This is a genomic window from Desulfosediminicola ganghwensis, assembly GCF_005116675.2.
In the GTDB taxonomy this organism is placed as follows: domain Bacteria; phylum Desulfobacterota; class Desulfobulbia; order Desulfobulbales; family Desulfocapsaceae; genus Desulfopila; species Desulfopila ganghwensis.
This window is the reverse complement of sequence record NZ_CP050699.1, coordinates 310,005-335,547: the sequence shown is the minus strand read 5'-3', so window position 1 is coordinate 335,547 and position 25,543 is coordinate 310,005. Positions and strand designations below refer to the sequence as shown.

The 25,543-nt window shown below is 49.0% G+C and carries 15 protein-coding genes and 2 pseudogenes; 11 read left to right on the top strand and 6 right to left on the bottom strand.

The window, feature by feature from the left end; translation table 11 throughout:
* Positions 1–7: 7 nt before the first annotated feature.
* The gene (locus FCL45_RS01440) at positions 8–1,285 is read left to right on the top strand and encodes an Hsp70 family protein (RefSeq protein ID WP_167495894.1); all 1,278 of its coding nucleotides are present in this window, start codon (positions 8–10) and stop codon (positions 1,283–1,285) included.
* Between the two features lie 757 nt (positions 1,286–2,042).
* Here FCL45_RS01440 and FCL45_RS01435 read toward each other — a convergent pair.
* On the bottom strand, positions 2,043–5,027 hold the full coding sequence (locus FCL45_RS01435; RefSeq protein WP_136799513.1) for a PAS domain S-box protein: 2,985 nt from the start codon (positions 5,025–5,027) through the stop codon (positions 2,043–2,045).
* Between the two features lie 472 nt (positions 5,028–5,499).
* A pseudogene (locus tag FCL45_RS01430) lies at positions 5,500–5,883 on the bottom strand (transposase); the annotation flags it as partial.
* Positions 5,884–6,029: 146 nt separating this feature from the next.
* On the opposite strand from FCL45_RS01430, the gene FCL45_RS01425 reads away from it, so the two are divergent.
* From FCL45_RS01425 to FCL45_RS01400, 6 genes are all read left to right on the top strand, one after another.
* The gene (locus FCL45_RS01425; protein WP_167495892.1) at positions 6,030–7,256 is read left to right on the top strand and encodes a PAS domain S-box protein; all 1,227 of its coding nucleotides are present in this window, start codon (positions 6,030–6,032) and stop codon (positions 7,254–7,256) included.
* 69 nt (positions 7,257–7,325) lie between these two features.
* The gene (locus FCL45_RS01420) at positions 7,326–8,462 is read left to right on the top strand and encodes an IS4 family transposase (protein WP_176359988.1); all 1,137 of its coding nucleotides are present in this window, start codon (positions 7,326–7,328) and stop codon (positions 8,460–8,462) included.
* Between the two features lie 13 nt (positions 8,463–8,475).
* The gene (locus FCL45_RS01415; RefSeq protein ID WP_136795522.1) at positions 8,476–8,958 is read left to right on the top strand and encodes a helix-turn-helix transcriptional regulator; all 483 of its coding nucleotides are present in this window, start codon (positions 8,476–8,478) and stop codon (positions 8,956–8,958) included.
* 1 nt (position 8,959) lies between these two features.
* On the top strand, positions 8,960–10,402 hold the full coding sequence (locus FCL45_RS01410; protein ID WP_136795521.1) for a flavocytochrome c: 1,443 nt from the start codon (positions 8,960–8,962) through the stop codon (positions 10,400–10,402).
* A 199-nt stretch (positions 10,403–10,601) separates the two neighbouring features.
* Entirely contained in the window at positions 10,602–12,128 is a 1,527-nt protein-coding gene (locus tag FCL45_RS01405; protein WP_217907639.1) for a flavocytochrome c, read from the top strand.
* Positions 12,129–12,150: 22 nt separating this feature from the next.
* Complete coding sequence (locus tag FCL45_RS01400; RefSeq protein WP_136795520.1) at positions 12,151–12,540, top strand: cytochrome c3 family protein; 390 nt, start codon at positions 12,151–12,153, stop codon at positions 12,538–12,540.
* A gap of 308 nt (positions 12,541–12,848) precedes the next feature.
* Here FCL45_RS01400 and FCL45_RS01395 read toward each other — a convergent pair whose 3' ends face one another.
* The 3 genes from FCL45_RS01395 to FCL45_RS01385 form a co-directional block, all read right to left on the bottom strand.
* The gene (locus FCL45_RS01395) at positions 12,849–13,283 is read right to left on the bottom strand and encodes a ferritin-like domain-containing protein (protein ID WP_136795519.1); all 435 of its coding nucleotides are present in this window, start codon (positions 13,281–13,283) and stop codon (positions 12,849–12,851) included.
* 78 nt (positions 13,284–13,361) lie between these two features.
* Positions 13,362–16,466: an efflux RND transporter permease subunit gene (locus FCL45_RS01390; protein WP_136795518.1), complete on the bottom strand. Its 3,105-nt coding sequence runs from the start codon at positions 16,464–16,466 to the stop codon at positions 13,362–13,364.
* Positions 16,467–16,474: 8 nt separating this feature from the next.
* A complete protein-coding gene (locus FCL45_RS01385; protein ID WP_136795517.1) occupies positions 16,475–17,551 on the bottom strand; it encodes an efflux RND transporter periplasmic adaptor subunit in 1,077 nt (358 codons plus the stop codon).
* 776 nt (positions 17,552–18,327) lie between these two features.
* On the opposite strand from FCL45_RS01385, the pseudogene FCL45_RS25145 reads away from it, so the two are divergent.
* A pseudogene (locus tag FCL45_RS25145) lies at positions 18,328–18,737 on the top strand (hypothetical protein).
* Between the two features lie 36 nt (positions 18,738–18,773).
* Here FCL45_RS25145 and FCL45_RS01375 read toward each other — a convergent pair.
* Entirely contained in the window at positions 18,774–19,526 is a 753-nt protein-coding gene (locus tag FCL45_RS01375) for a class I SAM-dependent methyltransferase (protein ID WP_136795515.1), read from the bottom strand.
* A 334-nt stretch (positions 19,527–19,860) separates the two neighbouring features.
* On the opposite strand from FCL45_RS01375, the gene FCL45_RS01370 reads away from it, so the two are divergent.
* The 3 genes from FCL45_RS01370 (at position 19,861) to FCL45_RS01360 (ending at position 25,530) form a co-directional block, all read left to right on the top strand.
* On the top strand, positions 19,861–20,832 hold the full coding sequence (locus tag FCL45_RS01370; protein WP_136795514.1) for a DUF1848 domain-containing protein: 972 nt from the start codon (positions 19,861–19,863) through the stop codon (positions 20,830–20,832).
* A 240-nt stretch (positions 20,833–21,072) separates the two neighbouring features.
* A complete protein-coding gene (locus tag FCL45_RS01365) occupies positions 21,073–22,353 on the top strand; it encodes a PAS-domain containing protein (protein WP_136795513.1) in 1,281 nt (426 codons plus the stop codon).
* 654 nt (positions 22,354–23,007) lie between these two features.
* Positions 23,008–25,530, top strand: a complete 2,523-nt coding sequence (locus tag FCL45_RS01360) for a 2-oxoacid:acceptor oxidoreductase family protein (RefSeq protein ID WP_136795512.1) — start codon at positions 23,008–23,010, stop codon at positions 25,528–25,530.
* Positions 25,531–25,543: the final 13 nt, after the last annotated feature.

The window sequence follows — 25,543 nt, the reverse complement described above, 5'->3', positions numbered from 1 at the left end:
TATGGTAATGGGTGCAATATTCGGCATCGATTTCGGCACATCGAATTCAGCACTGTCAGTAAATATTGATGGGCAGACAGAAGCAATTGAGCTTGATGAACACAACACCAACACAAAACTTTTACCATCAATTATCTTCTATGATTATTTCGAAAAAGAATTCCTTTTCGGCCAGCAGGCAATTGAGCGATATATAGAAACTGATGCGGAAGGCAGATACATTCAGTCTGTGAAAACATATCTGCCAGATCTTAACTTCAAAAGCACCGACATAGCAGGCACCACACATTCACTGGAGCAGCTCGTCAGCCTTGTACTGAAACACATAAAATCGAAGGGCGAAAACCATCTTAAAAGTGAGATAACCGATGCGGTGATTGGTCGCCCTGTAGTCTTTTCAGAAGACAAAGAGAAGGAAGAACTGGCCGAGAAGCGCCTCCTGGATGCTGCACGACTGGCAGGATTCAAAAATATATATCTGGAATATGAGCCGGTTGCCGCTGCAAGCTTTTATGAACAGACATTAGACGCTCATCAGGAGCAGCTCGTTCTCATTTGTGATTTTGGTGGTGGTACTTCAGATTTTTCCGTTCTTAAAGCCTGCGGCAGAAATAAAAAAAGTTACCTTGAGAGAAGGAAAGATATCCTCTCTCTCGGCGGCTGTACTGTTGGCGGTAACACCCTTGATTCAAGCCTGATGTGGTCGGAGGTCGCCAAAACATTCGGTAAAAATGTCAAGCTTTCCTACCCCATGACCAAGAACGTGGTCAGTATGCCCGGTTCGATAATGAACAGACTGCGAAAATGGCATTTAATTCCGCAGCTCAATACCCCCAAAACGATGAGATATCTGCATGAAATAGAACGGTTTGCCGACGAGCCACAATGCATTCGGAACCTCATTTCATTGATTGAGCACAATCATGGTTATTCACTGTTTAAGGCGATTGAAAAAGCGAAAATTGAACTTTCCGGCAGAGAGCAGACGGTGATTGAGTATAAAGACTACAATATTTCAGTCCACCAGCCGGTTGCCATCGCTCGATTCAATGAGACCATAGCAAACGACATCGAGCGTATCATACACTCGATAAAGACCACGGTCAGCAGCGCCGGTCTCGGTAACAACCAGATAGACAAAGTGATGTTGACAGGTGGAACATCAAATGTCCCTCTCATTAACAGCTATCTCACCGCCACCTTCGGAAGAGAGAAGATTATCAATACAGATGCGTTTACCAGTGTTGGCCAGGGGCTCGGCTTTTGCGGCAATCAATATATGTAGTTCATGGTTTGTAACAAAAAGGGGCAGAGTGGAATTACTTGTATCAACTCGTGTAATTTTAGTCAGTCCCTTTTAGATTTGCCTCCATCAGGTTAAACCGGTGCCATCACAATTGTGATTGTCACCGGCTTTTTTGAGTTGTTCGCATTTGTTATGCTCATAAGTAGGAGTTTATTACGTGTCAGCTGAGAGTCGCAAGCACCACATTGCAGGGGGAAGCTGGGATCCACAGTGAGTTTGTGCGTAGCTCTCATCTAAATTCGTTTGCGTCCCAGTGCGGTCTATACGCAGTTAATCATGGAAATCATAAGCCTGGAGAACTAGAAATCACTGATGATAGCTTGCATAAACTTCGGGTTCGGCACTTGCAATACGCCGATTCTAAGGGATTAAAATTATCATCGACCAGGTTTTAGTCCTTGTTCTGGTACTTTCTCCAATAATTATTGTTGGAGGTGTGTTGGGTAATGCTCAAAATAAAAGAGTATCGCAGGAACTTTTTCGCCTAATTGTTCTAGCGCTAATGTTTTTAATCGGTTTACGACTTTTATGGCTTGCATGATGTGAAAGAGCGTGAATCCGGAGGTGAACCGCAGGGGGTATAAATAAGACCAGCAGCCCCGGTTATCTTCTGCTCTTTGACTGTTGTGCACGAGATGGGCAAACCATGACTGCAATTTAAGGCAATTCCGTAAGGATATTTAGAAACCTTCCTCACATATCGGGTACGATCCTTTCAGCAGCTCCGGGCATGAGCCTAGAGCTTCGTTTGTAAACCGACATATTTTTGAACAGACGCATGTAAGAAGTTGGTCTCGACTGGTTTGGTGATATAGTCGTTCATGCCGGCTTGGATACACTTCTCTTTATCGCCGGCCATTGCAGTTGCTGTCATCGCAATAATTGGAATATTCGCCTTGCTCGCGATAGGGTTGGCGCGAAGTGTCCTGGTTACATCTAAACCATTCATACCCGGCAACTGGATGTCGACAAACGCGATATCGTAATCCTTTTCCCCTATCAGCTTTAAACCTTCCTCTCCGGTTCCAGCCTGGTCAGTTTTGCCTCCGATTTTCTCCAACATAGACGATATGACGATTCTGCTGACATAATCATCTTCGATGATCAGGGCATTAAAAGAACCGATGTTTTTTGTCTGTTCCAGGGAATTAAGCAAAGAAACGTTATCAGCACTCTGCTCCTGAAGATAAAATGGTAAGTTCAGGTAAAAGCTTGTTCCCACCCCTTCCTGGCTGGCAACGCAGATACCGCCCCCCATCAGGAGAACAAGCTGCTTGACAATAGCAAGGCCAAGCCCCGCTCCCTGTTCGCCCGTTTTGCTCTTCATTTGGGTGAAGAGGTTGAAAAGATTGGGGATATCATCTTCAGCGATCCCAATGCCGTTGTCAGAGACTGTGATCAGTAAGCAGACTTTTTTTGTGGTTCGATGTATCGTATCGATTTCGGTGTGAATATCATCTGTCTGGCTGAACTTGATTGCATTGCCGACAAGATTCATCAAGATCTGAGACAACCTGTTGTCATCTCCATACAGGGAGTCCGGAACGTTTGTATGCTGGGTAAATGACAGGGTGAGGTTCTTTTCCGAAGCCATCAAGGAAAACATGGTATCGATACCGCCCAGAACATCCCGGAGCCTGAACGGTTTCGGTTGAAGGGCCATTTTGCCGGCCTCTATTTTTGAGATATCAAGTATATCAGAAACCAGACCCGTCAGACGCCTGCAGGAGTTGATGCCCATTTCAACATATCCCCGCGCGCTCTCTTCCAGCGCCTCTGCCTGAAGCAGTTGCAGAGTCCCCCAGATTCCATTTATGGGTGTTCGCAGATCATGGCTCATATTGGCAAGGAAAATGGATTTGGTCTGATTCGCTATCTCCGCCTGTCGTTGTGCGTCAAGTAATCCTGTCACGTCACCCATGGAGAACAGCACCCTCGACCAGCTGGCTTCGCTTCCGGGCACAATCGCTCCCCTGATCCGGGCTACGCGCCTGTTCCCCTTAAGTGTGCGAATGTTGTATAACTGCGACTCTGAATAACCGATACTGGCAAGTGCTGATACAGCCTCGATAAAAAGAGGAAGCGATTGTTTCTCGGTAAACACATATGAATACTCGTTGAGCAGCTGTTCCCTGGTATCTGCTTCAAAAAGCTTCAGGCTTGTGGAATTAATGTCGACTATTTTTACTGTTCGGGCCAATACCCGGGCGACCTCGATGTTTGACCTAAAATACGACTGAATGTCGGTAATCCCTGCTTCCGCCAGATTATCGATATACTTTTTTACCTCTGTTAAGTCCTGTTCCCATACGGAGATAGGGGTGAATTCAAATATGCTCCTATATCTTTTTTCACTGTCAACCAGTGCCTGCTCTGCTTTCTTATGCGTAGTGATGTCACGGGCAAGCCCCAGCACAAATGTCTTTTCCCTGGTTGTGTAACTGCACAGGGCAACCTCTACGGGAAATGTTGTTCCATCTTTCTTTCTGTGCAGGCCGAGAGTCCTGTCCAGCCTCCCCTGGTTGAGTTCATGGATAATATCCTTTATCTCGGCTTTTGAGGAACCTACTTCAATCTGATCTGTGGTCATGGTCAGCAGCTCTTTTCTGCTGTAGCCGGTGGAGCTACATGCTTGCTGGTTGACCATCAGAATACGACCGGAAGTATCTGTGAGAAAAATCGAATCCTGTGCATGTTCCACAAGCAGGCGAAATTTTTCCTCACTATCTTTGAGGGATGTAATATCAACCAGGTATCCCTGGTAATGCGTTACCTCCTGCTGCTCGTTGCGTTGGATGGTGGTAAAATGTTCAACCCAAATTAACTGTCCATTTTTGGCCACAAGACAGTATGGGAGATGGCTGAATCGGTTGATCCCCTTGCGGGTGTAGGACTGCACCTCATCTTTTACCCTGTCGAGATGGGGCGGGTAAATCAGGTCCGCATAGGTGGTTTTATCGGACAGAAAATCATCAACCTCATATCCAAGCAACTCCTTGATATTGGGCGAGACATATTCTGTCGGCCAACCGTTCTTATTCTGCCATTTCATTACAACGACATTTCCGGTGACAAAGAGGTTTCGCTCTTGTTCTAATACCTCATTGACATTAACCAGCTCCCTGTTGAGTTGGCGGAGCTTTTTTTCGGTCTTCTTTCTGGCAACAATCTCTTTTCGGAGTTGAATGTTGTTGTATGCCATTGTTGCTATTTCACTGGCCATGAACTCAAGAAGCAGTGCTGCAGCTTCAATCTTCTCCCTGGGGACAACTTTGACTTTCTGTAGTGCGGACCAGTAGGCTTCAGGCTCAAGATCGAGTTCCCTGGCATAAGAAAGAGCCTCGTTCTTCGATGGGGGTGCATCAAAAACCTGCCCCATGACCAGAAAGCCTAGGGTATCGTTTCCGACGATAATAGGAATTTTGCCGTCTAGCATGCCGGCATGGCATCGAAAGACATTTGTGTTTTTGCCATTGGCATCTTGCCGACCTTTAAGGAGCAATTTCAGGCATCTGTGCAATCCCAGGGGGGTTGTCCGTATCATGTTCATGCAGACGGACTCGGGTTTACCCGCATAGGAGATGAGCTGGCCATCGGTGCTAAGATATGCATTGGCAAAGCCTGTCGCCTCGTAGAATCGCTGCTGTAAATGTCTGATTTTAGCTTCCCCTACCACTTCAAGCAGGTTTTCATTTCTTTTCGAGCAGTTACTATTAAACATATGCTTCCTCCTTCACAGAGAGAGTGCAGATAGAACTCAAGGGAATCGGTGTCACTGGATTCTCGATACTTCGTCGGCAAGGCCTCCTGTTAAAGCAGCATGACAGGTGTGGTGGAGTGATAGCGGAAATGTGGGTGGGTTGCTCCTCTTAGTGGCTAAGTTGTGCAAGGAAAACAGTAGTAATCACTAGTAGCACCTGAATAAGAACCTAATATATCATAATTCTGCGATCCGCAGAACAGGATATTCACCAGAGCAGGAGCTCAGGAACAGGTGGTTAATACATTTCACAAGTTTATCATGTAATTCTGAATAGCTTTCAACATTGATATATAGAATTGGTCCCGGTTCGTTGGACAGGCTCGGGGCATGATTAAGGTGGAATCTCTGTTGTTGGCAATGCCGCCATTGGCAGTTTCCCATCAAAAAACGAATGTGGTATCTGGTAATTCTAAAAACGAAATTAGTTTTTTAGCCCCTTTCTCAACTCTGAACCCGTTTCAAATCTTTGCAAATATACGCACTCCCAGTTCACCGAGCGCCAGAGTCGTTCTATGAAAACGTTATCCATCCAACGCCCTTTGCCATCCATAGAGATGCTGATGCCAGCTGTTTTTAGAGCATTGGTAAAATCAAAACAGGTAAATTGGACGCCCTGGTCAGTGTTGAAGATTTCGGCTACTCCATAAAGGTTGATGGTATCCTCCAGGGCAGCAACACAAAAGTCACAATCCATGATGTTTGAAAGCCACCAGGCTAGGACAGCCCGACTATGCCAATCTATAATAGCCACGAGATAAAGATGACCTCGTGGCATTGGAATATATGTAATGTCAGCACACCACACTTGATCTGGCCACTGCAATTTCCTGGAACTGTTCATCGCAAACAAGGAATCGTTTTACTATTGGTGAAGGTTGAGATATGGTTCCAGGATTTAATTGCGATTTTGTGGGCGCTTGCGATCAACATAAACCAGATTCTTGTACGTCTCTTTCTTTTATGCTTGCAGATCTTGTAAAACAGCTTGAAGATGGCCTCCCGGAAGTTCTTGAGATCTGGGTGAGGCAATATCTGCATACCTCCCACCTTGCCCTTCAAGACATCTCCCGGCACGAGGCGAACGCTCTCTTTCTACAGCTGATCAAAGTTGTTGGTACCAAGCTTTGCACTCTCGATGAAAGAGGGGGGGCTACCCGTTTCAGTGAGGCTGAGACAAGTGCCCTCGTGAAGAGCCTGACCGATATTACTGCAAAGGGCGCGGATGTAGTTCAGGTGGTTCACTGTATCAAGATGATGAGGGTTGCTCTGGAGCAATACACCCGGGGCGTTGCTGCATCAGAAAACCATAAGTCACTCATGCTCAACCTCCTGCACTGTGTGACCGATTGCCTCGAGATCAGCATGATTACCAGGTGGCAGGCAGTAAAGAACAGGGACGAAGGAGCGATCGAACCGCAAATCGTTATTGGGCCGTCGACATACAAGTGCATTTTCGAGTCTACTTCCAATTTGGTTCTCATAACTGATGAGGCCGGGCTCATTCTGGAAGTGAACCCAATTGTACACATCGCGTTTTCCGGCGAACGATTGGCAGGCCGTTTTTGCGGCGAGCTGCTGCAGATAGAGGGCGAACTTGAGTCGATTCTCAGTATGTATCCACCCGATACGAATAATGAACTGACTATCGAAGTGGCCGGAATCAGGAAAACGTATAATCTGCAGATACGGCTGCTATCCAGATTGTATCCGCTGGCACGGGGGTTCCTCTTTATCCTCAATGATATTACCTGTGCCGTCGATCACAGGCAGCTTCTGGAGCAAAGGGTCAAAGAGCGGACCCGTGCCCTCGCAAAGTCTGAAAAGCTGCTGGATTCAATTTTCCAGTCTGTGGGCAAAGGTATTCTTTTGCTCGATAGCGAACTGGAGGTCGTTCAGGCCAACCGGATGGCGAGTGAGATGTATGGGGTTCCGCTGGAAGTGCTCATTGGCAGCTATTACCAATCCTTTACCGATGAGCAGGGCTTTCTGGTTATGTCAAAGACATGTCGTGAGCTTGAAGAGGGGGAAGTACTCAGAGTTGAATCCCAGAGCCTGTATGTTGACGGCAGGAAGTTCCCGGCACTTATCACGGTTACCTCGATGACGCTCGACAACAGGACTTTCTGGCCGCTTATCGTCTCAGATCACTGCTGTCTCACAAATAATAACGTGATTACGGATAAATAAAGGCTCGGAGAGCTTCTTGTGTTATAGTGAATTTGCGAAAAACAATATAATAACAAGGAGATCCGAGCCATGGCTCATTCTAGCACAATCCTAAATCAGATTGCTTCATTTTTCCCAAGACATGATTTTGAGAAACTGGCAAGAAAGCATCATCATGGACAAAAGTTTCGCTCCTTCAACAGATGGAGCCAGTTTCTCGCCATGACTATAGCCCAACTCACTTCCAGAAAGAGCCTTCGTGACTTAGTCAGCAACCTGGCCGTTCAAAAGTCTCGTTTGTATCATTTGGGTATGAGGCCAACTAGTCGGGCCACCTTGGCTCGTGTCAATGAGCAACAGCCTTATGAGACTTTCAAAGCCATGTTCTTTCAGCTTTTGCATAAGTGCCAGGCGAATGCTCCGAAGCATAGGTTCAAGTTCAAGGGTAAAATTTATTTACTCGATGCAACGATGGTCAATCTCTGTCTCTCAGTGTTTCCGTGGGCTAACTACCGCAAAACCAAGGGTGCCATGAAATTGCATTTTGGCCTTGATGCAAGTGGCTATCTTCCAGTCTTCATGGATATGACGGAGGGCAAAAAACATGAAATCGAATGGGCACGATCTCTTAACCTGCCTGCCGGTTCTTGTGTAGTTTTTGACCGAGGGTTCACCGATTACACTTGGTACGAGACCCTCGACAAACGCAAAATAACGTTCGTAACACGGCTTAAAAGTAATGCAAAAGTCTATCGCTACGGCAACCGACGTAAACCCGATTCTCCTGATGTTCTTGAAGACCAAAAGATAAAAATTCCAGGATATCAGTTCACTTTTCGACGGATTATCTATGTTGATCCAGAAACGGGCATTGAGTATCAGTTTGTGACAAATTCGAGGAAACTCAAAGCATCAGAGGTTGCTGCAATTTATAAAGAACGCTGGCAAATCGAACTGTTCTTTAAGTGGATCAAGCAACAACTAAAAGTGAAGACGTTTCTTGGAACATCTGAAAACGCAGTACTTACACAGCTATGGATTGCCCTCTGTGTCTATCTAATGCTGTCGTATTTTAAATTCATGGCCAAATTCAAAGGATCGCTCACGCAACTGCTCAGGCTATTGCAATTGAACATTTTTGAAAGAAGACCGTTGGCTGACTTGTTAAAGCCGCCTGACAAACCAGGAAAAACACAATTTTCGCCACAACTTGCATTGTGGAATTAACTATGAGACAGCAGTGGTCTCAGATATAACCCAGCAGAAAAAACTGGAAACACGGATTGTCGAGCAAAAGCAGCATGCTGAAGAGATGAATCTGACTCTTCGTAATGTGCTCAAGTCCATAGAGAAAGAGAAAAAGGAATTTGAGGAGAACCTTTCATTGCGAATTCGCAACTCATTGTTGCCAACTCTCTCGCGTATCAGGAACGAGCGTGATGACGAATGGCGTTCCGGTTATTTGTCGATGCTGGAGGAGCAGATGATTTCTCTCACCGAGGATTTTTCCCAGGCTCTCGATGGAGATCTCCTCAGGTTGAGTAAAACCGAGCTTCGCATCTGTCGCTTCGTCAAGGCGGGATTGACCGGCAAGGAGATCTGCGACACCCTGAATCTGTCATTCGAGACGATTCAGACGCACCGGAAGAACATTCGCAAAAAACTGGGATTGCGGGGAAAAGAAATTAATCTACACACTTTTTTGGCAGACAGGGGTTTGTAGTATGTATATGGGAATGGATGAAGTGCAAGAAGGCGAGGCAGGTATTTCCTGGGCTGAAGAGTATGATGTGGTCGTCATTGGCTCCGGTTTTGCCGGTCTTGCGGCGGCGCTGGAAGCGAGGCTCGGCGGCAGTGAGGTGATCGTTCTTGAAAAGATGCGTATACCCGGCGGGAACTCTGCGATCAGCGGTGGACTGTTTGCGGCGGCCGGATCACCGCTTCAGCACAGAGATGGCATAGAAGACAGGCCGGAGCTGATGCTTGAGGATATGCTGAAAGCAGGAATGGAACTCAACCATCCGGAACTGGCCCATGTTGTTGCTTCAAACTCTTCGGAAACACTGAAGTGGACCATAGACTACCTTGGCGTTGCCTATAAAGATAACCTCAACCAGCTCGGCGGGCATTCGGTACCGAGAACGTATATCACCAAAACGGGTACGGGCTCCGGCATCATTCAACCGATGCTGGAAAAATGTCGGCACCTTGGTATAGAAGTGCGAATGAGGGCCCGGTTTTCCGAATTTGTGCAGGCTCCCGACGGCCGAGTCACCGGAGTAGCCATTCAGGCGGGGTATTATCATCCCAATGAAGAATCCGGTACATTGCAGTATATACGTGCCCGTCAAGGGGTGGTGCTTGCTACCGGTGGTTTTGGTGGCGATGTTTCCTTCAGGTCCATTCAAGATCCCAGGCTGACACACCTGGTCGATACAACCAATCACAGCGGTGCCACAGCCGAGGGATTGATCGCCGCCATGGGGATCGGCGGCTCTCCGCTGCAACTCTGCTGGATACAGCTCGGGCCGTGGGCTTCTTTTGATGAGAAGGGATGGGGAGTCGGCTCCATGTTCACCCTGCTGGCCGGTTTTCCCTACGGCATCATGGTGGATGCCAATACCGGAAAACGGTTTGTCAACGAGACGTCGGATAGACGACTCCGCACGGATGCGATGCTGATGAATGACCGCACGCCTGTTGCCATTGTCGACTCCGAAGGGGTAAGCCATGCAACGACTCTGGAGAAGTGCCTGAAGCGCGGTGTTGTTAAGGCGTTCAACTCGATTGAGGAACTCGCGACCTACAACATGATCCCTTTGGAAGCCCTGCGGGAAACCCTGGAGAGGTATAACCTTTATTTGCAGCATGGCAGGGATGCCGAGTTCGGTAAGCCTCTTCAGGCAGGGCTCAAGCCTATCGGAAAGCCGCCATATTATTCTATTCGCCTGCTCCCCAAAGTGCATTACTGCATGGGCGGGATCAAGATAGATACCCAATCCAGAGTTGTGCATATCAAAAGCGGTCGGCCTATAGAGGGGCTCTATGCTGCAGGCGAGGTAACCGGTGGAATCCACGGTGCCAGCCGGCTTGGGAGCAACTCTGTGGTTGAATGTCTTGTCTTCGGGCGAATAGCCGGCAAAAATGTTTGCCGGGAAATGCACTGAGAGCCTTTGCTGCTGGGTAAAAACAACAAATACAAACTATTATCGGGTATGTTTTTTTACCCGATAATACCCCGATACCTCCCCTACATTCATTACGTCAGGCGCGATACATTCACTCTCTACAGGTGATTTTCGGTCCGGGTTATGAAGGTCATTATAAGCCGGGCCGGGAAAATAATTACTTCATGGGAGGATAAGTATGGGCAAGACAAACGAATATCAACCAGATCGCAGAAAGTTTCTGGCCGGGATGGGGATGGTCGGGGCGGCAACTATTGCAGCCCCGGCACTGAAAGCCGTGGCCGCAGAGAGTTCCACTGTGTGGGCTGAAGAGCATGAAATTGTAATCATTGGTAGTGGCTTTGCCGGATTGGCAGCTGCCATAGAGGCCAGAAACCTCGGTGCAAAAGATGTTGTGGTGTATGACAAAATGCCATATTTCGGAGGCAACTCAACCTACAATGGCGGCCTTTTTGCCGTACCGGCTTCACCACTGCAGAAAAAAGAAGGAGTGCAGGATTCACCCGAGACCATGACGGCAGACCAGCTGAAGGCCGGGCGAGGTGTTGCTGACAAAGACCTCCTGCTGCATGTGGCCAAACATGCGGAAGAGGCTCTGCGGATGACCCTGGATGCGGGGAGCGAATATTTCCCCTATCTGCAGCAGCTTGGCGGTCACTCGGTCCCACGTACCTACCAGACAACCAGTGCCAGCGGTGCCGGTATCGTGCAGCCATTGGTTCAGCAGTGTAAGAAACTCGGGGTGCAGATGGTGACCCGGGCAAAATTCGATCACCTCATCCATGACGAAGAAGGCAGGGTGATTGGTGTACAAATCCTGAAGGGCCATTATTTCGGTCGGGACACGGAAGGCTCTCCGGTAAACATCAAGGCAAAGCGCGGCGTACTGATCGCAACCGGCGGGTTTGCGCGCAACGTTGGTCTCAGGCAGGCTCAGGATCCGACTCTGACCGCTGAGGTTCCTTCAACCAACCCGCCGAGTGCAACCGGTGAGGCCTTGCTGGAACTCTTCAAAGCGGGCGCGATACCAGTCCACATGGCCTATATCCAGACCGGCCCCTGGGCATCCCCCGATGAAGACGGCTTCGGCTATGTTTCCAACTATTCCATTTATAATTTTGCCCACTCCATCTCTGTCTTCACCAGGACGGGCAAGCGTTTCATGAACGAAATTGCAGACCGCAAGACCCGTTCAGATGCGCAACTGGCCTGTCGTGATGATGCTGGTAACCCGCTGCCGCCAATTACTATTACGAGCTATAAGCATGCCAAAGAGCACCCGACCATGAAAAAGGTGCTGAAATATGGTGTCGGCTGGAAATTTGACACTGTTGAGGAGCTGGCAGCGCACTTCAAGGTGCCGATCGAGCCCCTTAAAGCCCAGATCGAGGAGTACAACGGATACGTGAAGTCCGGCGTGGATGAGCAGTTCGGCAAACCGATGGAAAAAGCGAAAGGAAAATATATCGAAGCTCCTTTTGTCGTGATCCGGAACTGGCCGAAAGTGCACTATTGTCAGGGCGGTGCCAAGGTCGATGTGCTTGCCCGGGTAATCGGTTCTGATAACTGGAAGCCTATTCCGGGCTTGTATGCGGCGGGCGAGGTAACCGGTGGAATGCACGGTGTCAGCCGTCTTGGCAGATGCTCGATACCTGACTGTATGGTCATGGGCATGACGGCGGCCAGAAGCATGATGAAAGCGTGATAGACGAAGACTGGGAGGTATTATGAAAACACGACTGAAGATTGTACTTATAGCGGCATGCGCTCTTTTCGTAGCCGGATCTGTTTTTGCCGGGGAGACCCTGAAGCAGTTTGGCGATACCAAGGGAAGAAGCTATCATGCTGATCTCTATGATGGAGAATCCTGTGATTCCTGTCATAACAACGCGAAGCCGGAGACCTTTCCGGCAGACTTTGCCTGTTTTGAGTGCCATGATGGTGATGAGCTGGTGGAGGCTACCGCCAGACCGGCAGACGAGAAATGGCAGAACCCGCATAACAACCTGCATTATGGCAAGGATGTCCCCTGTATGGAATGTCATGGTGAGCATCAGGAAAGTAAGCCTCTGTGTGCCGGCTGCCATTCATTTGAATACCCCAATTACAAACAGTAATAGCGGTTACAGTTGACATAGCCATTGAAAAACGGGCAGGTGAACAGGGAGAATGTTTGCCTGCCCGTTTTTCCTTTTTTAAAGAGGCGTCCCGTCACTGCTGCCCAAACGCGGAGGACGCTTCAAGCCTTCACTGTGCCGGCGGTCGGGGTCGGGCCTTGAATTTTCGTGTTGTCTGAAATCGTTTCCAATCAGGATGCATGCATAGCCAGATATCGATGTACAAAAGCCTGACTTATTCGGCAGTAAGAAAACAGTGTATCTAAAAAAGAATGGATACTTAGATTCGAGAGCTGATCACTCTTAACTCAGGACGCTTCCAGAAGCCCCGCAAAAGTATCGTGATGCTCTTCTTCATCGGCCAGTATCCTCCGAAACATATCGGCCGTGACCATATCTCCCTCTTCTTCAGCCTTGTCGGCTATGTCCCGGTAAAATTCAATGGCATCCGCTTCAAGGTCCCGATTGATGGTGAGCATCTCCTCCAGGTTTTCCCCAATTGTAATCGGGGTGGGTTTTGTTGTTGGCATGCCCCCCAGATAAACGAGTCGCTCTGCGATTTCTTCGGCATGTTTCATCTCGACTATCGAGATTTTCTTGATCTCACCTTTCACCGCAAAGCCCTGTAAGCCTGTCATCAGCACATGCTGCCATATGTACGAAATTGAGACGGAAATTTCGCGGGCGATAGCATCATTCAACATATCCTTGAGTTCTTGGGAAACGGTCGGCGGCGCACTCATTTGAACATCCTCCAGGTTAGGGTTGTTGATATGACTGTAGCACAAAAAAAATGGTACAAGAAAGAGGTGTGGTCTATTTTATCTGGTTGCAGCCATTTCCTCAGCAAGACGCTTGGCACGCTCGTCGGCAGGCGAGGTCTTACCGGCTAAAAGACTGTAAGCCACAGGGACTACAAAAAGGGTGAAAATGGTTGCGGTCAACACCCCTGCCAGAACAACAATACCTATTACCATGCGGGTTTCCGCACCGGCACCGCTGGAGAGGATCAGGGGTACTGCGCCTGCGGCAGTGGTAATCCCCGTCATGACGATGGGGCGCAATCGCACCTCGGCAGCTTGCAGAATGGCACGATAAAAGGAATAGCCGCTGGCGCGGAGCTGATTAATGAACTCCAGAATCAGGATACCGTTTTTGGCAGCCAGCCCGATAAGCATGACCAGCCCGATCTGGCTGTAGAGATTAAGAGTCGAGCCACTCAGGTACAGTCCAAGTAAGCCCCCCGCCATGGCCAACGGCACGGTAAGCATAATGACCAATGGATGAATGAAGCTTTCAAACTGAGCGGCCAGCACAAGAAAGACAACCACCAGACCAAGCAGAAAGACAAAGACAATCGACTGGGATGAGCTTTTATAATCTTTTGAGATTCCTTTATAATCGATCAGCACTTTTTCCGGCAGCTTTTCACGCACAAGGTTTTCCAGAAAATCCAGGGCATCCCCCAGAACCAGGCCGTCAGCCAGATTGGCCTCCAGGGTAATGGCCCGCACCCTGTTATAACGGTTGAGGGTGTTGGAATCGGCAAACTCCTTGAGTGACACCATGTTTGAGAGAGGGATAAGCTGTCCGGTTCGCTGTGAGCGAACGTATACCGATTCAAGATCTGCGGGTGTTCGCTGCCTGTCACGTTCCCCCTCGACAATCACATCGTACTCCTCCCCTTCCTCGATATAGGTCGTTACCCTACGCGAACCGAACAGGGTTTCAAGGGTTCTGCCGATAGAGGCCACTGTGACACCTAACTCTGCCGCTCTGTCGTAGTCAATGTCGATCTGGAGCTGGGGTTTTGTTTCCTTGTAATCATAGTCAAGGCCTATCAGCCCAGGATTATTGGCCGATATTTCAGAGAGCAGGATGTCGCGCCATTCTGCCAGTTCCTGGTAGGTTCCTCCGCCTATTACGAACTGCAGCGGTTTTTGAATTGACGCGCCGAACCCCTGGCGCATCACAGGAAAGGCCCGCACCCCCGGCAAACCGGCCAGCAAACCACGCACTTCATCCATTATCTCCCACGCTGACCGCCGTTCGCTCCAAAGATTCAGCACTATGATAACAATGCCGGTATTGAAATTTGCAAAACTGGAAAACGATCGTGGAGTACGCACAAGTAGCCGGGTTGCCTCGTTCTTGTCCACGAGCGGCATAAGTCGTCGCTCGATCTCATCCATGTATTCCTTCATGTAGGCGTAGGTCGCACCTTCCGGGCCGTTGACGATTATAAAGAACGCTCCGCGATCTTCTTTCGGGGCATATTCAGTCGGAATGTTGATGAACAGCCAATATGTACCAGCTATCAAGGCTGCAAAGAGCGTGAGGATGATGCCGGGTCGCTTCAACGACAGCTTCAGTACCCTGCGGTAGGTTCTTCGTATCCATCTGTAAAATCGATCGATATACGGTTTTCTGACGTCATCTGTTCTCTTCTTTTTGAGCAAAATCGAGGCAAGCATGGGCGAAAAACTCAAGGCAACAACGCTCGAAAAAGCAACAGCCGCAGCCATGGTCAGGGCAAATTCAGAAAAGAGCCTGCCCACATCACCCTCCAGAAATGCAATGGGCACAAAGACTGCGATCAGCACCAGAGTGGTTGCTACGACCGCAAAACCAACCTGGCGTGTCCCCTTATATGCTGCAACAAGCGGTGTCTCATCATATTCATCTATCCGCCTGTGAATATTCTCCAATACTACAATCCCATCATCCACCAGCAGGCCGATGGCCAGCACCAGTGCCAGCAATGTCAGCAGGTTTATCGAAAAGCCGAAAACGCTGAGAGCGATAAAAGAGGAAATGATTGATACAGGAACTGTCACGGCAGGGACAATGGTTGCCCTCAAGCTGCCCAGAAAAAGAAAAATGACAAGGAAAACAAGGCCGATTGCAATCAGTAGGGTTTTGTAAACCTCAGCGATGGCATCTTCAACAAAAACCGAAGTATCATAACTCTGCAGTATTACCATCCCTTCCGGCAGGGCGGAATTGATCCGTTCGGTTTCAGCCTTAGCCGCACGGGCCAGATCTATGGTATTCGCCGTTGACTGCTTGATGATACCAAGACCAATCATCGCCTCGCCATTGCCCCTGAAAAAAGTACGATCCTCGACGGTACCCCGTTCTACACGGGCAATATCGGTAAGACGCACAATATATCCATCTTCCCCCCGCGTAACCGCTAATCGCTCGAAATCCGCGGCGCTCTGAAAGGTGCGATTGACTCGGACAGTCAGGCTGCGTTCGACTGATTCGATTGCCCCTGCGGGCAGTTCAAGGTTTTCCTGGCGCAAAGCCTGCTCAACGTCACTTACGGTAATTTCCCGTGCCGCCATAGCGTTTCGATTTAACCAGATACGCATGGCAAAACTCTGGCCACCACCAAGTCGCACCCTTGAGACGCCATCGAGTACCGAAAACCTGTCCACCAGATAGCGGTCCGCATAGTCAGTGAGCTCAGGGACGGATAACCGGTCGCTGGTGAGGTTCAGCCACATGACGACATCATCATTCGAATCAACTTTTTCTATTTCCGGCGGGTCGGCTTCATCGGGCAGGTCGTCGATTATACCTGATACCCTGTCCCTTATGTCGTTAGCGGCATCATCAACATCTCTTGCAGTGGTAAACTCCACGGTTACGCTCGACGCGCCGTCCTCACTGCTCGACGAAATCGAAAAAATTCCCTCTACCCCGGCAATCCGTTCCTCTATCAGTTCAGTTATCTGTGTTTCTACAACGTTGGCTGAGGCTCCCGGGTAAAGTGTTTCAACAGTTACTACAGCCGGGTCGATATCAGGATATTCACGAAGAGGGAGGCTGGTGAATGCAACAAGGCCGAAAACCATGAGAAGTAATGAGAGCACGGTTGCGAATACCGGGCGTTTGACGGAAATGTCTGAGAGTATCATGGCTGGCCTCAATCCTCTCCGCTTGAGAGTAACTGTTTCAGCGATTCACTCCCTTTTTCTGTGGTCATAACGGAGACGGGTTGATCGGGTCGCACCTTGATTGTGCCATGAGTGATGACAAATTCACCCTCCCGCACACCTTCCACAACCTCGACCTCTCCCTGCCTGCGAAGGCCAGTCTGAATCTGGCGGTGTTCCGCTCGCGGGGACTCCTGTGAAGGGTCCACCACGTAGACGAAGTTTTTCCCTCCCACAGGAACCAGGGCTTCTTCGGGCACAACCAGAGCAGATCGGGGATTTTTCAGCAGGATAACATTCATCAGCAGCCCGGGTTTCAAAAGCTCTTCCGGATTAGGGATAAGGGCGCGAACGATTATTGATCTGGTCGAGCTGTCAATTCGGCTATCAATGCTGCTGACCTTACCGGTGAAGATCTTGTCGGAAAATGCTGCCGCTTTCGCCTCTATCGGAAGCCCCTGATATAACGACGCCAGGTAAATGGATGGTACTGTAAAGTCCAGCTTCATTGCGCTGTCGTCATCCAGGGTAGTTATCATGTCGCCCGGCTCAATTAAAGCGCCGACGCTAATATTTCTCAACCCTACCACGCCTGAAAACGGCGCAAGAACCAGCCTGTCTTGAAGTCTCGACTCAATTGCCCGCAATCTCGCCTGGGCCGTGCCAAGCTCCCGTTGCTGTTCATCGAGTTCAGATGTAGATGTAACCCCCTTGCCGACTAGTGTACTCAGCCGATCATACTGCTTTTGAGCCTCTGCCACCCTCGATTGTTCCTCTGCAAGAAGGGCGTGCTCTTCCTGACTGGTCATTTCAACAAGCACATCCCCCTTGTTCACCCTCTGCCCATCCTCAAAATGCAGGACCGTGATGGTGTCCGTCACCGCTGCGGTGATTTGCACAGATTCATTGGCTCGTAATGTGCCCAGTGCCTCTATTTTATCCCCGAACTCTTTTGCTACAACTTCACTGATAATCACCTGTACGGGTGGTTTTGCGAGCGCAGAATTTATTATAAACAGTGCAAACGTGATCGTACAAAAAAAGAAAAGTGAGAGAGGGCGATTCATAGGAGGATTACCTCAAAGTGGACGAACTCCGGATGAAAGGATGAAACATTTGACCACCTGCAGGAAAATCATCCACTTTTGGGCTGAGAACGAAAACGACTTCTCGCAGGTCTTGAGAAAGTATAACTCAAAAAGGTGAAGGCTGAATTCAGATAATAAGTGCAACACTCCTCCCTCCAAGGCCCCCAAAGGTTAAGGACTACGGACTCTTTTATGATGTTAGGGTTTGCCGAATAGCTCCTGGTCCCTGACGCTCTTTATGTAAAATTATACAGAAAGATAGAGGGCTGGGCAACATGGCAGCAATGGAGTATGGCCTTCAATTGAGGTGTCGGTCCTGCCAGGACATTGAGTAATGGTACGTACACCCAGGCTAGTATAAGCGAAGAAGGCTAAATTGTATTTGTATACCCGGCAGATACGCAACTCAAGGGTTGCCCATCTCTTTTTCCGGGATAAATCATCGGCGCATTTCACAAATGGAACGTGTTCTGCACTAATACTCTTTAAAAGCATTCCAGTCTCAATTATCCCTTGTGTCTTCGGGCGCTTAGTTAAAAGTTTAACAGTATAAAGTCCTGATTATACAGTCTCTCTGACCATACAGGGAGGCAGGAAGAACCCACTACGATTTGCATGTTGTTGATGCCTTTACAGAGCTGACAACCTTGGCGGAGCAGCAGGTATTACGATGAAAGGATCAAACAATAATTGACCTGAAAGCCGAGCCTGTTTTGCTGAACCGGAAAAATCAAATAGTTAGAGAGGATTTCGAAATGTTGAAATTTGTCCCGTTGTTTGCGGTGATTGCTGCATTTTTCGTCTCTCCAGTAGCCGCAGAGGAACTCACCTGGCGTAAGGATGTTCAGCAAATGCTGGAGCAACGCTGCCTCGATTGTCATGGTAGTGACACTCCGGAGTACAAAGATGGGAGACTGGCAGGGGATAGGAGGAGGGAGGTCGGTTCCTGGATGGACACCTTCATTTCATAAGCTACGTGGTATGGCCGGCAACAGGCGGGATGTTGCACCGTTTAGACAATCAGAAGCCGGGGAACATGTATAAATATCTTGGTGACGATGATGAAGAGCGCCAGAATCATCTCAAAATGCTCAAGGACTGGCTCGGCGAGGGCGCCTGGGACTTCAATCGTGTCAAAGTGCCTGAAATTTCACATAAAATTTGAGGTGCGTTGAGCGTGTTATTCCTGATTTGTCAGGTCTCACCCCAACTTTTTGGCTATATAGACCCCATAGCTGTAATACCCCTTATATTTCTCATAAAGAGCGATTTCCTTTCTCTCTGCCTCAACTATTGCCTGGGCACTTTCGCTGTTTGCGTTACGCCTCAGGAATTCGGCAAAACTGTCCTGCAAGGGACCGTAATAATTTTGAAACCAACAATGCTCGGGTAAGAAGAAATAGGCAACCGGAGAATAGCCGGCATCCTCCAGAACCTTAATCTTGGCCGAGGCTGTATCCACCTCAGCATACTCAGTGTTCCAATGTTCCTGGATTTCATTTGGTCGATCACCGGTTATCCAGGTAAGCTCAGATGCCACCAGTATCCCCTCCGGCTTGAGGAAACGACGCCACTCATTAACTCCTTTCTCGAAACCAATGTTGTATATTGCCCCTTCCGACCAGATTACATCAAGCTCATCATCCTCAAATTGCAGATTTTCCATTGGACCGACCACGGCGGTTATTTTGTCACCTAGACCTTCTTTTTCTGAATCTGCGATAAGCTTCTTGATAAACTCAGGCAGAAAATCCACCGCGGTGATTTCCGCATTGAGCCGGCGTGCAAGATCGAGAGTAGAAGCACCAGTACCGCAGCCGATATCAGCAATTTTGAGTGGTGCGGAGGGATCGAGCATGGCCAGATCAATTGCCATTTTCGTTGCAGCGCTTCCCCCCGGTCCCTGACGTTTTTGCCGTAAATGCAGGTCAGCTAAAAGCTGGAAATCTTCCATTTTTTCCTCCACGTAGTGTCAAAGTATCTATCAGAGTATTCATTGCATCATTTATCGCAGTATTCGTCGAATTCCAGTTAGGCTGAGCCTTAAAGAGCCGGGCTACATATACAATTACGGTAAGTTGTAAAGGTGGTTTTGCAATAAGCCAAAAAAATCGTAAAAGAAATCTCGAACTGTTTCGAAGAGGCAGGAAATGCCCTGACAGGTTACTGTTATATTGAAAAACACATAGGCTTGCGTTATTCGACAGTAAGCAAAATAATATCTGCGAATAGCGAAAAGTCTCAATCCAAGACCTGGCCCCGTTTCACAATCTCAAATCTGGTACCAGATGATTATCAGCGCAAGCCGTAGAACGGATATCCCCGCCTTTTATTCCCAATGGTTTATCAACAGAATCGCAGCAGGCTATTGCGCGGTGCCCAACCCGTTCAACCGAAAGCAAATTTCGTATATCTCGCTATCGCCCGAAGATGTAGACGCGATAGTATTCTGGACCCGTAACCCCAAACCACTTCTGGCCCATTTGCAAGAGCTGGATGGGAGGGGCTTGAACTACTATTTCCTGTTTACTCTGGTGAACAATCCAGGGGAGATAGACCCCTATTCTCCAAAAGTTGACAAGGCGCTGGCTGTTTTTCAAGAGCTTGCCGACAAGATAGGCCCTGAGCGGGTGATCTGGCGTTATGATCCGATCGTCCTGGGCAATATTACCCCGGCTTCTTACCACCTCGACAATTTCGGCAGAATTGCCGGGAAACTTGCCGGGTATACCAAACGTTGTTTTATCAGCTTCGTCGATTTCTACCGGAAGGCATCGCGGCGTATTGATGAACTCAAACAAAAAAACATAACAGTGAATCACTCAGGCAATATCAGGTTTAGGGAGGTTGAACCCCTCGTTGCTGAGTTGATGCGAATGGCCGGATCACACGACATAAGGCTGCTGAGTTGTGCTGAAAAGATGAACCTGGAATCTTTGGGGGTATCTCCCGGTAAATGTATTGATGATGACCTGATACGAAAGGTCTTCAAGGTTAGTGTCTCTGCCAGAAAAGATCCATCTCAGCGCACAGAATGCGGTTGCGCGGTAAGTCGTGACATCGGTATGTACGACTCCTGCCTATTCGGTTGCAGCTATTGCTATGCGACCAGCAGCTTCAACGTTGCCCAACGAAATTACTCCGAACATGATCCCACGTCCCCCTCGCTTCTTGGCAGGTATGATGCCAAGCCATCTGTGAAAAAGGTGAAAACAGATAAAGCCTGTACAGTTGCATCAAAACAGCTCAAGCTCTTTTAGCTATCGGCACAGCAGTGTTATTTTTGGGCGGGCTATGCCGAATGATTCTGTCTCATGATTATATGTTTGTCGCATAACAAAGCATAATATCTGATTTTTCTGTTTGCATTCCTATTTTGTGGTAGATTCTAAAAACTATCATTCCATTGTTTTTTGGTTTTGGTTTGTTGTGAAGATGTCGTGTTATCAATTTTGCTTGTGCTGTGTGCCGGCCGGAAACCCTTTTCAGGGGTGCTTGAAATGAATACAGAAACCAGAACTGATCCAGCGTATACAGAACCGTTGTTTGTCTGGTTCGGGGCGACTTTTGCCGACCCGCAAATCGAAAAGGACTATGCGGCCAGCATCCGAACCGAACGTTTGAGAGCTCTTCGTTTTTTCGCAATTCTGGGCGGTTTGCTCTTTTGGGCCACTATTGTTGCTGATTATCTTTATCTGGGTGTTTGTGCTGAATTCTATCAGCTTGCGGTCCTTCGCCTAATTGCGGGTGGGGTGAGTTTGGCTGCCGCATTGTTCACCCCTTTCCTGCAATCAGACAGGTTGATTGACATAACAATGCTCATCGCTGCTCTTGCTGTATCGGCAGTAATTTGCCTGGTGCCGTATTACAGAATAGAGGAGGCACAAATTCATCAACTGATCACCGTGATAATGGTGGTCATTTTCTACTGTTTTTTCCCGCTCCGCCTGAGCTATCAACTTTTCCTCGGTCTATTCCTGACATTCTTCCTTCTGGGAGTGATGGCGGTCGCTATTCAATCGAAACCTTTTGATATCACCGGAGTGGCAATTTTTATTTCACTCGCCAATGGCGTCGGCTTTTTTACAACACGAAAGACCCAGCGATTATCACGCATGAACTTCTGGAAAGTGGTGTTGCTCAACAGGGAGATTGCTCAGAATAAAAAAATATCTGAGCAATTACAAATGGTTCACAAAGAAGTGGAACGCTCCAGTCAGCAATTGCGGGATGCGGTAGACAATATCTCTGAAGGTTTTGTGCTGTTCGATAAAGATCAGAGGCTTCTTTTATGCAATGAGAATTTTAAGAAAAACTATCGTTTTACAGATTTGGAGGCGGAACGGGGAACACCCCGCTCGGCGTTACTGCAAATAGGGCGCACCAGGAATGCTGTTTCTACGGATACACCGCAAAGAGATATAGAGATGTTATATGCCAGGGCTGCTTCCAGTTATCCGATCGATATTGATGCTAAATTAAAACTCTATGACGGAAGGTGGTTGCAAATTCGTGAGCGGCGAACTGCGGCAGGCAATATTGTGGGTATCCACTCCGATATCACCAAAATGCAGACTGCCCTGGAAGAGATCAAGACTCTGAAAGGCATTCTGCCCATCTGCACCAACTGCAAAAAGATCAGGGACGACAGCGGTTACTGGGAAATGCTTGAGGCGTATCTGCAAAGACATTCAGATGTGTCGTTCAGCCATGGAATCTGCCCGGTCTGCATTGAAGAACTGTATGGTAGAGAAGAGTGGTACAAGATGGATAAGAATTGATAGCGCCAGACTTGAAAAGGTGAGGAGTGAGGTCTGAGGCGTGGCAGATTGGCAAATGTTTGTCCGGGGGGAGACAGTTCTATGGCTTGCTGCTTTATTCAATTCATAACGACAAAATGCTCGTGAGAGATCCGGGCTAACCTCATTCAGATCCCGGGATGTTGATTCGCCTGATTAAGAAGGGAGACCACGAAAAAACAAGGGGGCAGTCGTGTTGTCCAGTCACCGCGCTTTGACAGGCAGCTGCCTGTTCAGCGCTCCCCATCTGTTATCCACTTTCCGCAAAACGCTGAGCCTGTTTTCAAATTACCATCCTTGGGGTAAGAAAAATCGATAAAAATATAGCAACCATGGTTGGTTTTCCAGTACCTTTCGGGACCTGTCGTTAAAGAACGGTCTGCACTAGCTGGTGGTCCGGCCTGTTGGTAAAGGGTGTAGTTGACTGCAGCCAGGGTTTGGGAAGAATGTCGTGATTGGCCGGAATTGCTCATGAAAGGTCAGCTTATGCGCCTCATCTGCCTTGGTCTTGTGTTGCGAAAACAGTCTGCTATGATTTGTCGCAGAAAACTTCGAAGCGAATCCTGCCTGAACCGATGAGAAGTTCAGGGTAGGTGTAAATACGTATAAATCACATAATTTGGGGTGTTGTCAATAATGAATCAGATTAAGCAGTTGTGTACCAGGGGAGAGGGTGAGGCAACCGTGTTGCAGGGTAATATTGCTTTTGCAGTGGGTTGTGTGCGTAGCGGTATTCATGCTGTTGACGGTTATCCTGGAACACCGAGCACCGAGGTTATCGACAAGGGCTTGAATCATGTACAGGATATGATCACCGTCGGCTGGTCGGTCAACGAGGCGGCCGCAGTGGCTATGGGCCATGGCCATTCGCTGGCGGGTAATGACTGTGTAGTCACCATGAAGATCCCAGGGCTTTTCCAGGGCGGTGATCCATTTGCAAGCTCCGCATTTTTCAACGAAAAGCGCGGGGCCCTGGTTTATTATCTGGCCTCTGATTTCACCCCGAGTTCCACCCAGCATCTGGTTGACCCGCGGCCATTTATCAAAAGCTGCTTTGTGCCGGTGTACGAGCCGAGAAATCACCAGGAGCTGCATGGCGCGGCGGAACTGGCGGCGGATGTCGGACGTGCTTTTCATACCCCGGTGGTGATCATGACCAGCGGCACTCTCTGTCATAGTGAGGGGTTGGTGCGTCTCTCTGAGCTGAAAAAACGCGACAGAGTTGAAATCGAGGTGCCCCTCAAGACTTTCAACACCTTACCGGTAACAGCCAGAAAGGATTACGACAAGGTGCTCGGCGAGCGCATGCCTGCGCTGGTGGAGATGGTGGAGAACAGCCCCCTTAATACCTGGGACAAGGGCAACGGCAAGATCGGCATCATCACCTATGGCGTCAGCGATATGATGGTGCGTGAGGTACAGAACTCCCTGGGCGAGCAGTTTGATATCCTTTCCCTCGGTTTCACCTTTCCTTTGCCGATGAAGCTGATCAATGAGTTCTGCCAGTCCATCGACGGACCGGTATATGTGATTGAGGATGGCTATCGCTATCTGCAGGATGAGCTGGAGCGCAAAGGCCTGGAGGTAACAGGTAAGGCTGAATATGATACTCTCACCGAGTGGAACCCGGAAATGATCGCGAGAAAACTTGGCTTCGGGATTGCCACGGCTACACCTCCTGCGGCCCAGCCGTTGATGCGTCCGCCGATGATCTGTGGTGGTTGTCCGTACCGTCTCTTCGGGGAAGAGGTGCGGCTGATGAAAAAGCGCAAGAAGCTCGAGACGGTTTTTGGTGATATCGGCTGCAATACCCTGCTCTATTTTATGGATGCGGTGGATACCAACCTCTGTATGGGAGCATCGGAGGCGAATCGTGCCGGTTATGTGCTCTCCAATCCGGAAAAAGTCGGCAAATGTATCTCTCTTCTCGGTGACGGTACCGAGACGCACTCCGGTATGGATGCCACCAGAAATACCCTCTTTCGGAAGATCCCGGGGGTAAAAGTTATTCTAGATAATAACTGGACGGCCATGACCGGTGGCCAACCTGGTCCGACATCGCCGACCAACTTTGCCGGTGAGGAAAATATATTTAACCTGCAATCATCACTTGCTGCCCATGGCGCGGAGATAGTTGTGGTGAACGGCTATGACCGCAAGGCGATCAAGAAGGCGTTGACCGAAGTGCTGCAGCAGGCTGAAAAGGGCAGCTTTACCACCCTGGTGGTTACCGGAACCTGTATTCGCCGGATGCCGAAAGCTTCTTTTAACACCAAAATGATGGTGGATGAGGAAAAGTGTAAACGGTGCGGCCTCTGCCAGGTCTGTCCCGGTATTCAGGCGGATGAAGATGGCCTGCCATCGTACAATAACATCTGCTCCGGATGCGTAAGCCAGGGCTCGGCCTGTGCCCAGATGTGCCCGGTAGGGGCGCTTGCCCCGGCCGAAGCGGTACAAAGCGCTGGGCAGGGTAAGGTTGATCTTGCTGAACCACCCCAAAACATAGTGCTTCCGAATGCTAAAGATCTGACCCTGCCGGAGAAGCTGGCAGTTGCCATTCGCGGTGTGGGCGGTCAGGGAAACCTTTTCTTTGGCCGTGTATTGACCCAACTCGCTTTCCTGGCCGGTTATGGAGACACCAATATCGTGAAAGGTGAGACCCATGGTATGGCCCAGATGGGTGGGCCGGTAATCTCGACTTTCAGCTGCGGTAAGGCTTGCTCGCCAAACCTCCTGCCAGGTACTGCGGACTGTCTGGTCTCCATGGAGATGAGCGAGGTGTTGCGACCGGGCTTTCTCTCCATGCTTGAGCCTGGAGGTACCGTTCTGCTTGCCGGAACCAGGGTCTTCCCATATGGCGTGGATGAATCGAGCTATCCAGCTTACGAATCTATTCTTGAGTCACTTTCAGGTTATACTGTGCTTGAGGTGGATGTGCTGGGAGAGGCTCTGGCCCTGGGTGATGAGAGCGGTCGCAGTGCCAATGTAGTGATGATGGGTGCGCTTTCCGCGACTTCGGCCTTTGCCGATTTCCCGGCGGAACTCTGGTATCAGGCGTTGCAGAACGTCAGCCCGAAACCGGCTATCTGGGCAGCAAACTACGCTGCCTTCGAAGCGGGTCGTGAGTTGATGGCTCAGGTGATTGTCGCGAAAAATTAGCAACTGACAACAC

Coding starts and splice junctions, on each gene's coding strand:
- FCL45_RS01370 (WP_136795514.1), top strand. CDS start 19,861: ATGATTATCAGCGCAAGCCGTAGAACGGATATCCCCGCCTTTTATTCC.
- FCL45_RS01425 (WP_167495892.1), top strand. CDS start 6,030: ATGCTTGCAGATCTTGTAAAACAGCTTGAAGATGGCCTCCCGGAAGTT.
- FCL45_RS01400 (WP_136795520.1), top strand. CDS start 12,151: ATGAAAACACGACTGAAGATTGTACTTATAGCGGCATGCGCTCTTTTC.
- FCL45_RS01365 (WP_136795513.1), top strand. CDS start 21,073: ATGAATACAGAAACCAGAACTGATCCAGCGTATACAGAACCGTTGTTT.
- FCL45_RS01420 (WP_176359988.1), top strand. CDS start 7,326: ATGGCTCATTCTAGCACAATCCTAAATCAGATTGCTTCATTTTTCCCA.
- FCL45_RS01440 (WP_167495894.1), top strand. CDS start 8: ATGGGTGCAATATTCGGCATCGATTTCGGCACATCGAATTCAGCACTG.
- FCL45_RS01435 (WP_136799513.1), bottom strand. CDS start 5,027: ATGTTTAATAGTAACTGCTCGAAAAGAAATGAAAACCTGCTTGAAGTG.
- FCL45_RS01375 (WP_136795515.1), bottom strand. CDS start 19,526: ATGGAAGATTTCCAGCTTTTAGCTGACCTGCATTTACGGCAAAAACGT.
- FCL45_RS01405 (WP_217907639.1), top strand. CDS start 10,602: ATGGGCAAGACAAACGAATATCAACCAGATCGCAGAAAGTTTCTGGCC.
- FCL45_RS01395 (WP_136795519.1), bottom strand. CDS start 13,283: ATGAGTGCGCCGCCGACCGTTTCCCAAGAACTCAAGGATATGTTGAAT.
- FCL45_RS01390 (WP_136795518.1), bottom strand. CDS start 16,466: ATGATACTCTCAGACATTTCCGTCAAACGCCCGGTATTCGCAACCGTG.
- FCL45_RS01385 (WP_136795517.1), bottom strand. CDS start 17,551: ATGAATCGCCCTCTCTCACTTTTCTTTTTTTGTACGATCACGTTTGCA.
- FCL45_RS01410 (WP_136795521.1), top strand. CDS start 8,960: ATGTATATGGGAATGGATGAAGTGCAAGAAGGCGAGGCAGGTATTTCC.
- FCL45_RS01360 (WP_136795512.1), top strand. CDS start 23,008: ATGAATCAGATTAAGCAGTTGTGTACCAGGGGAGAGGGTGAGGCAACC.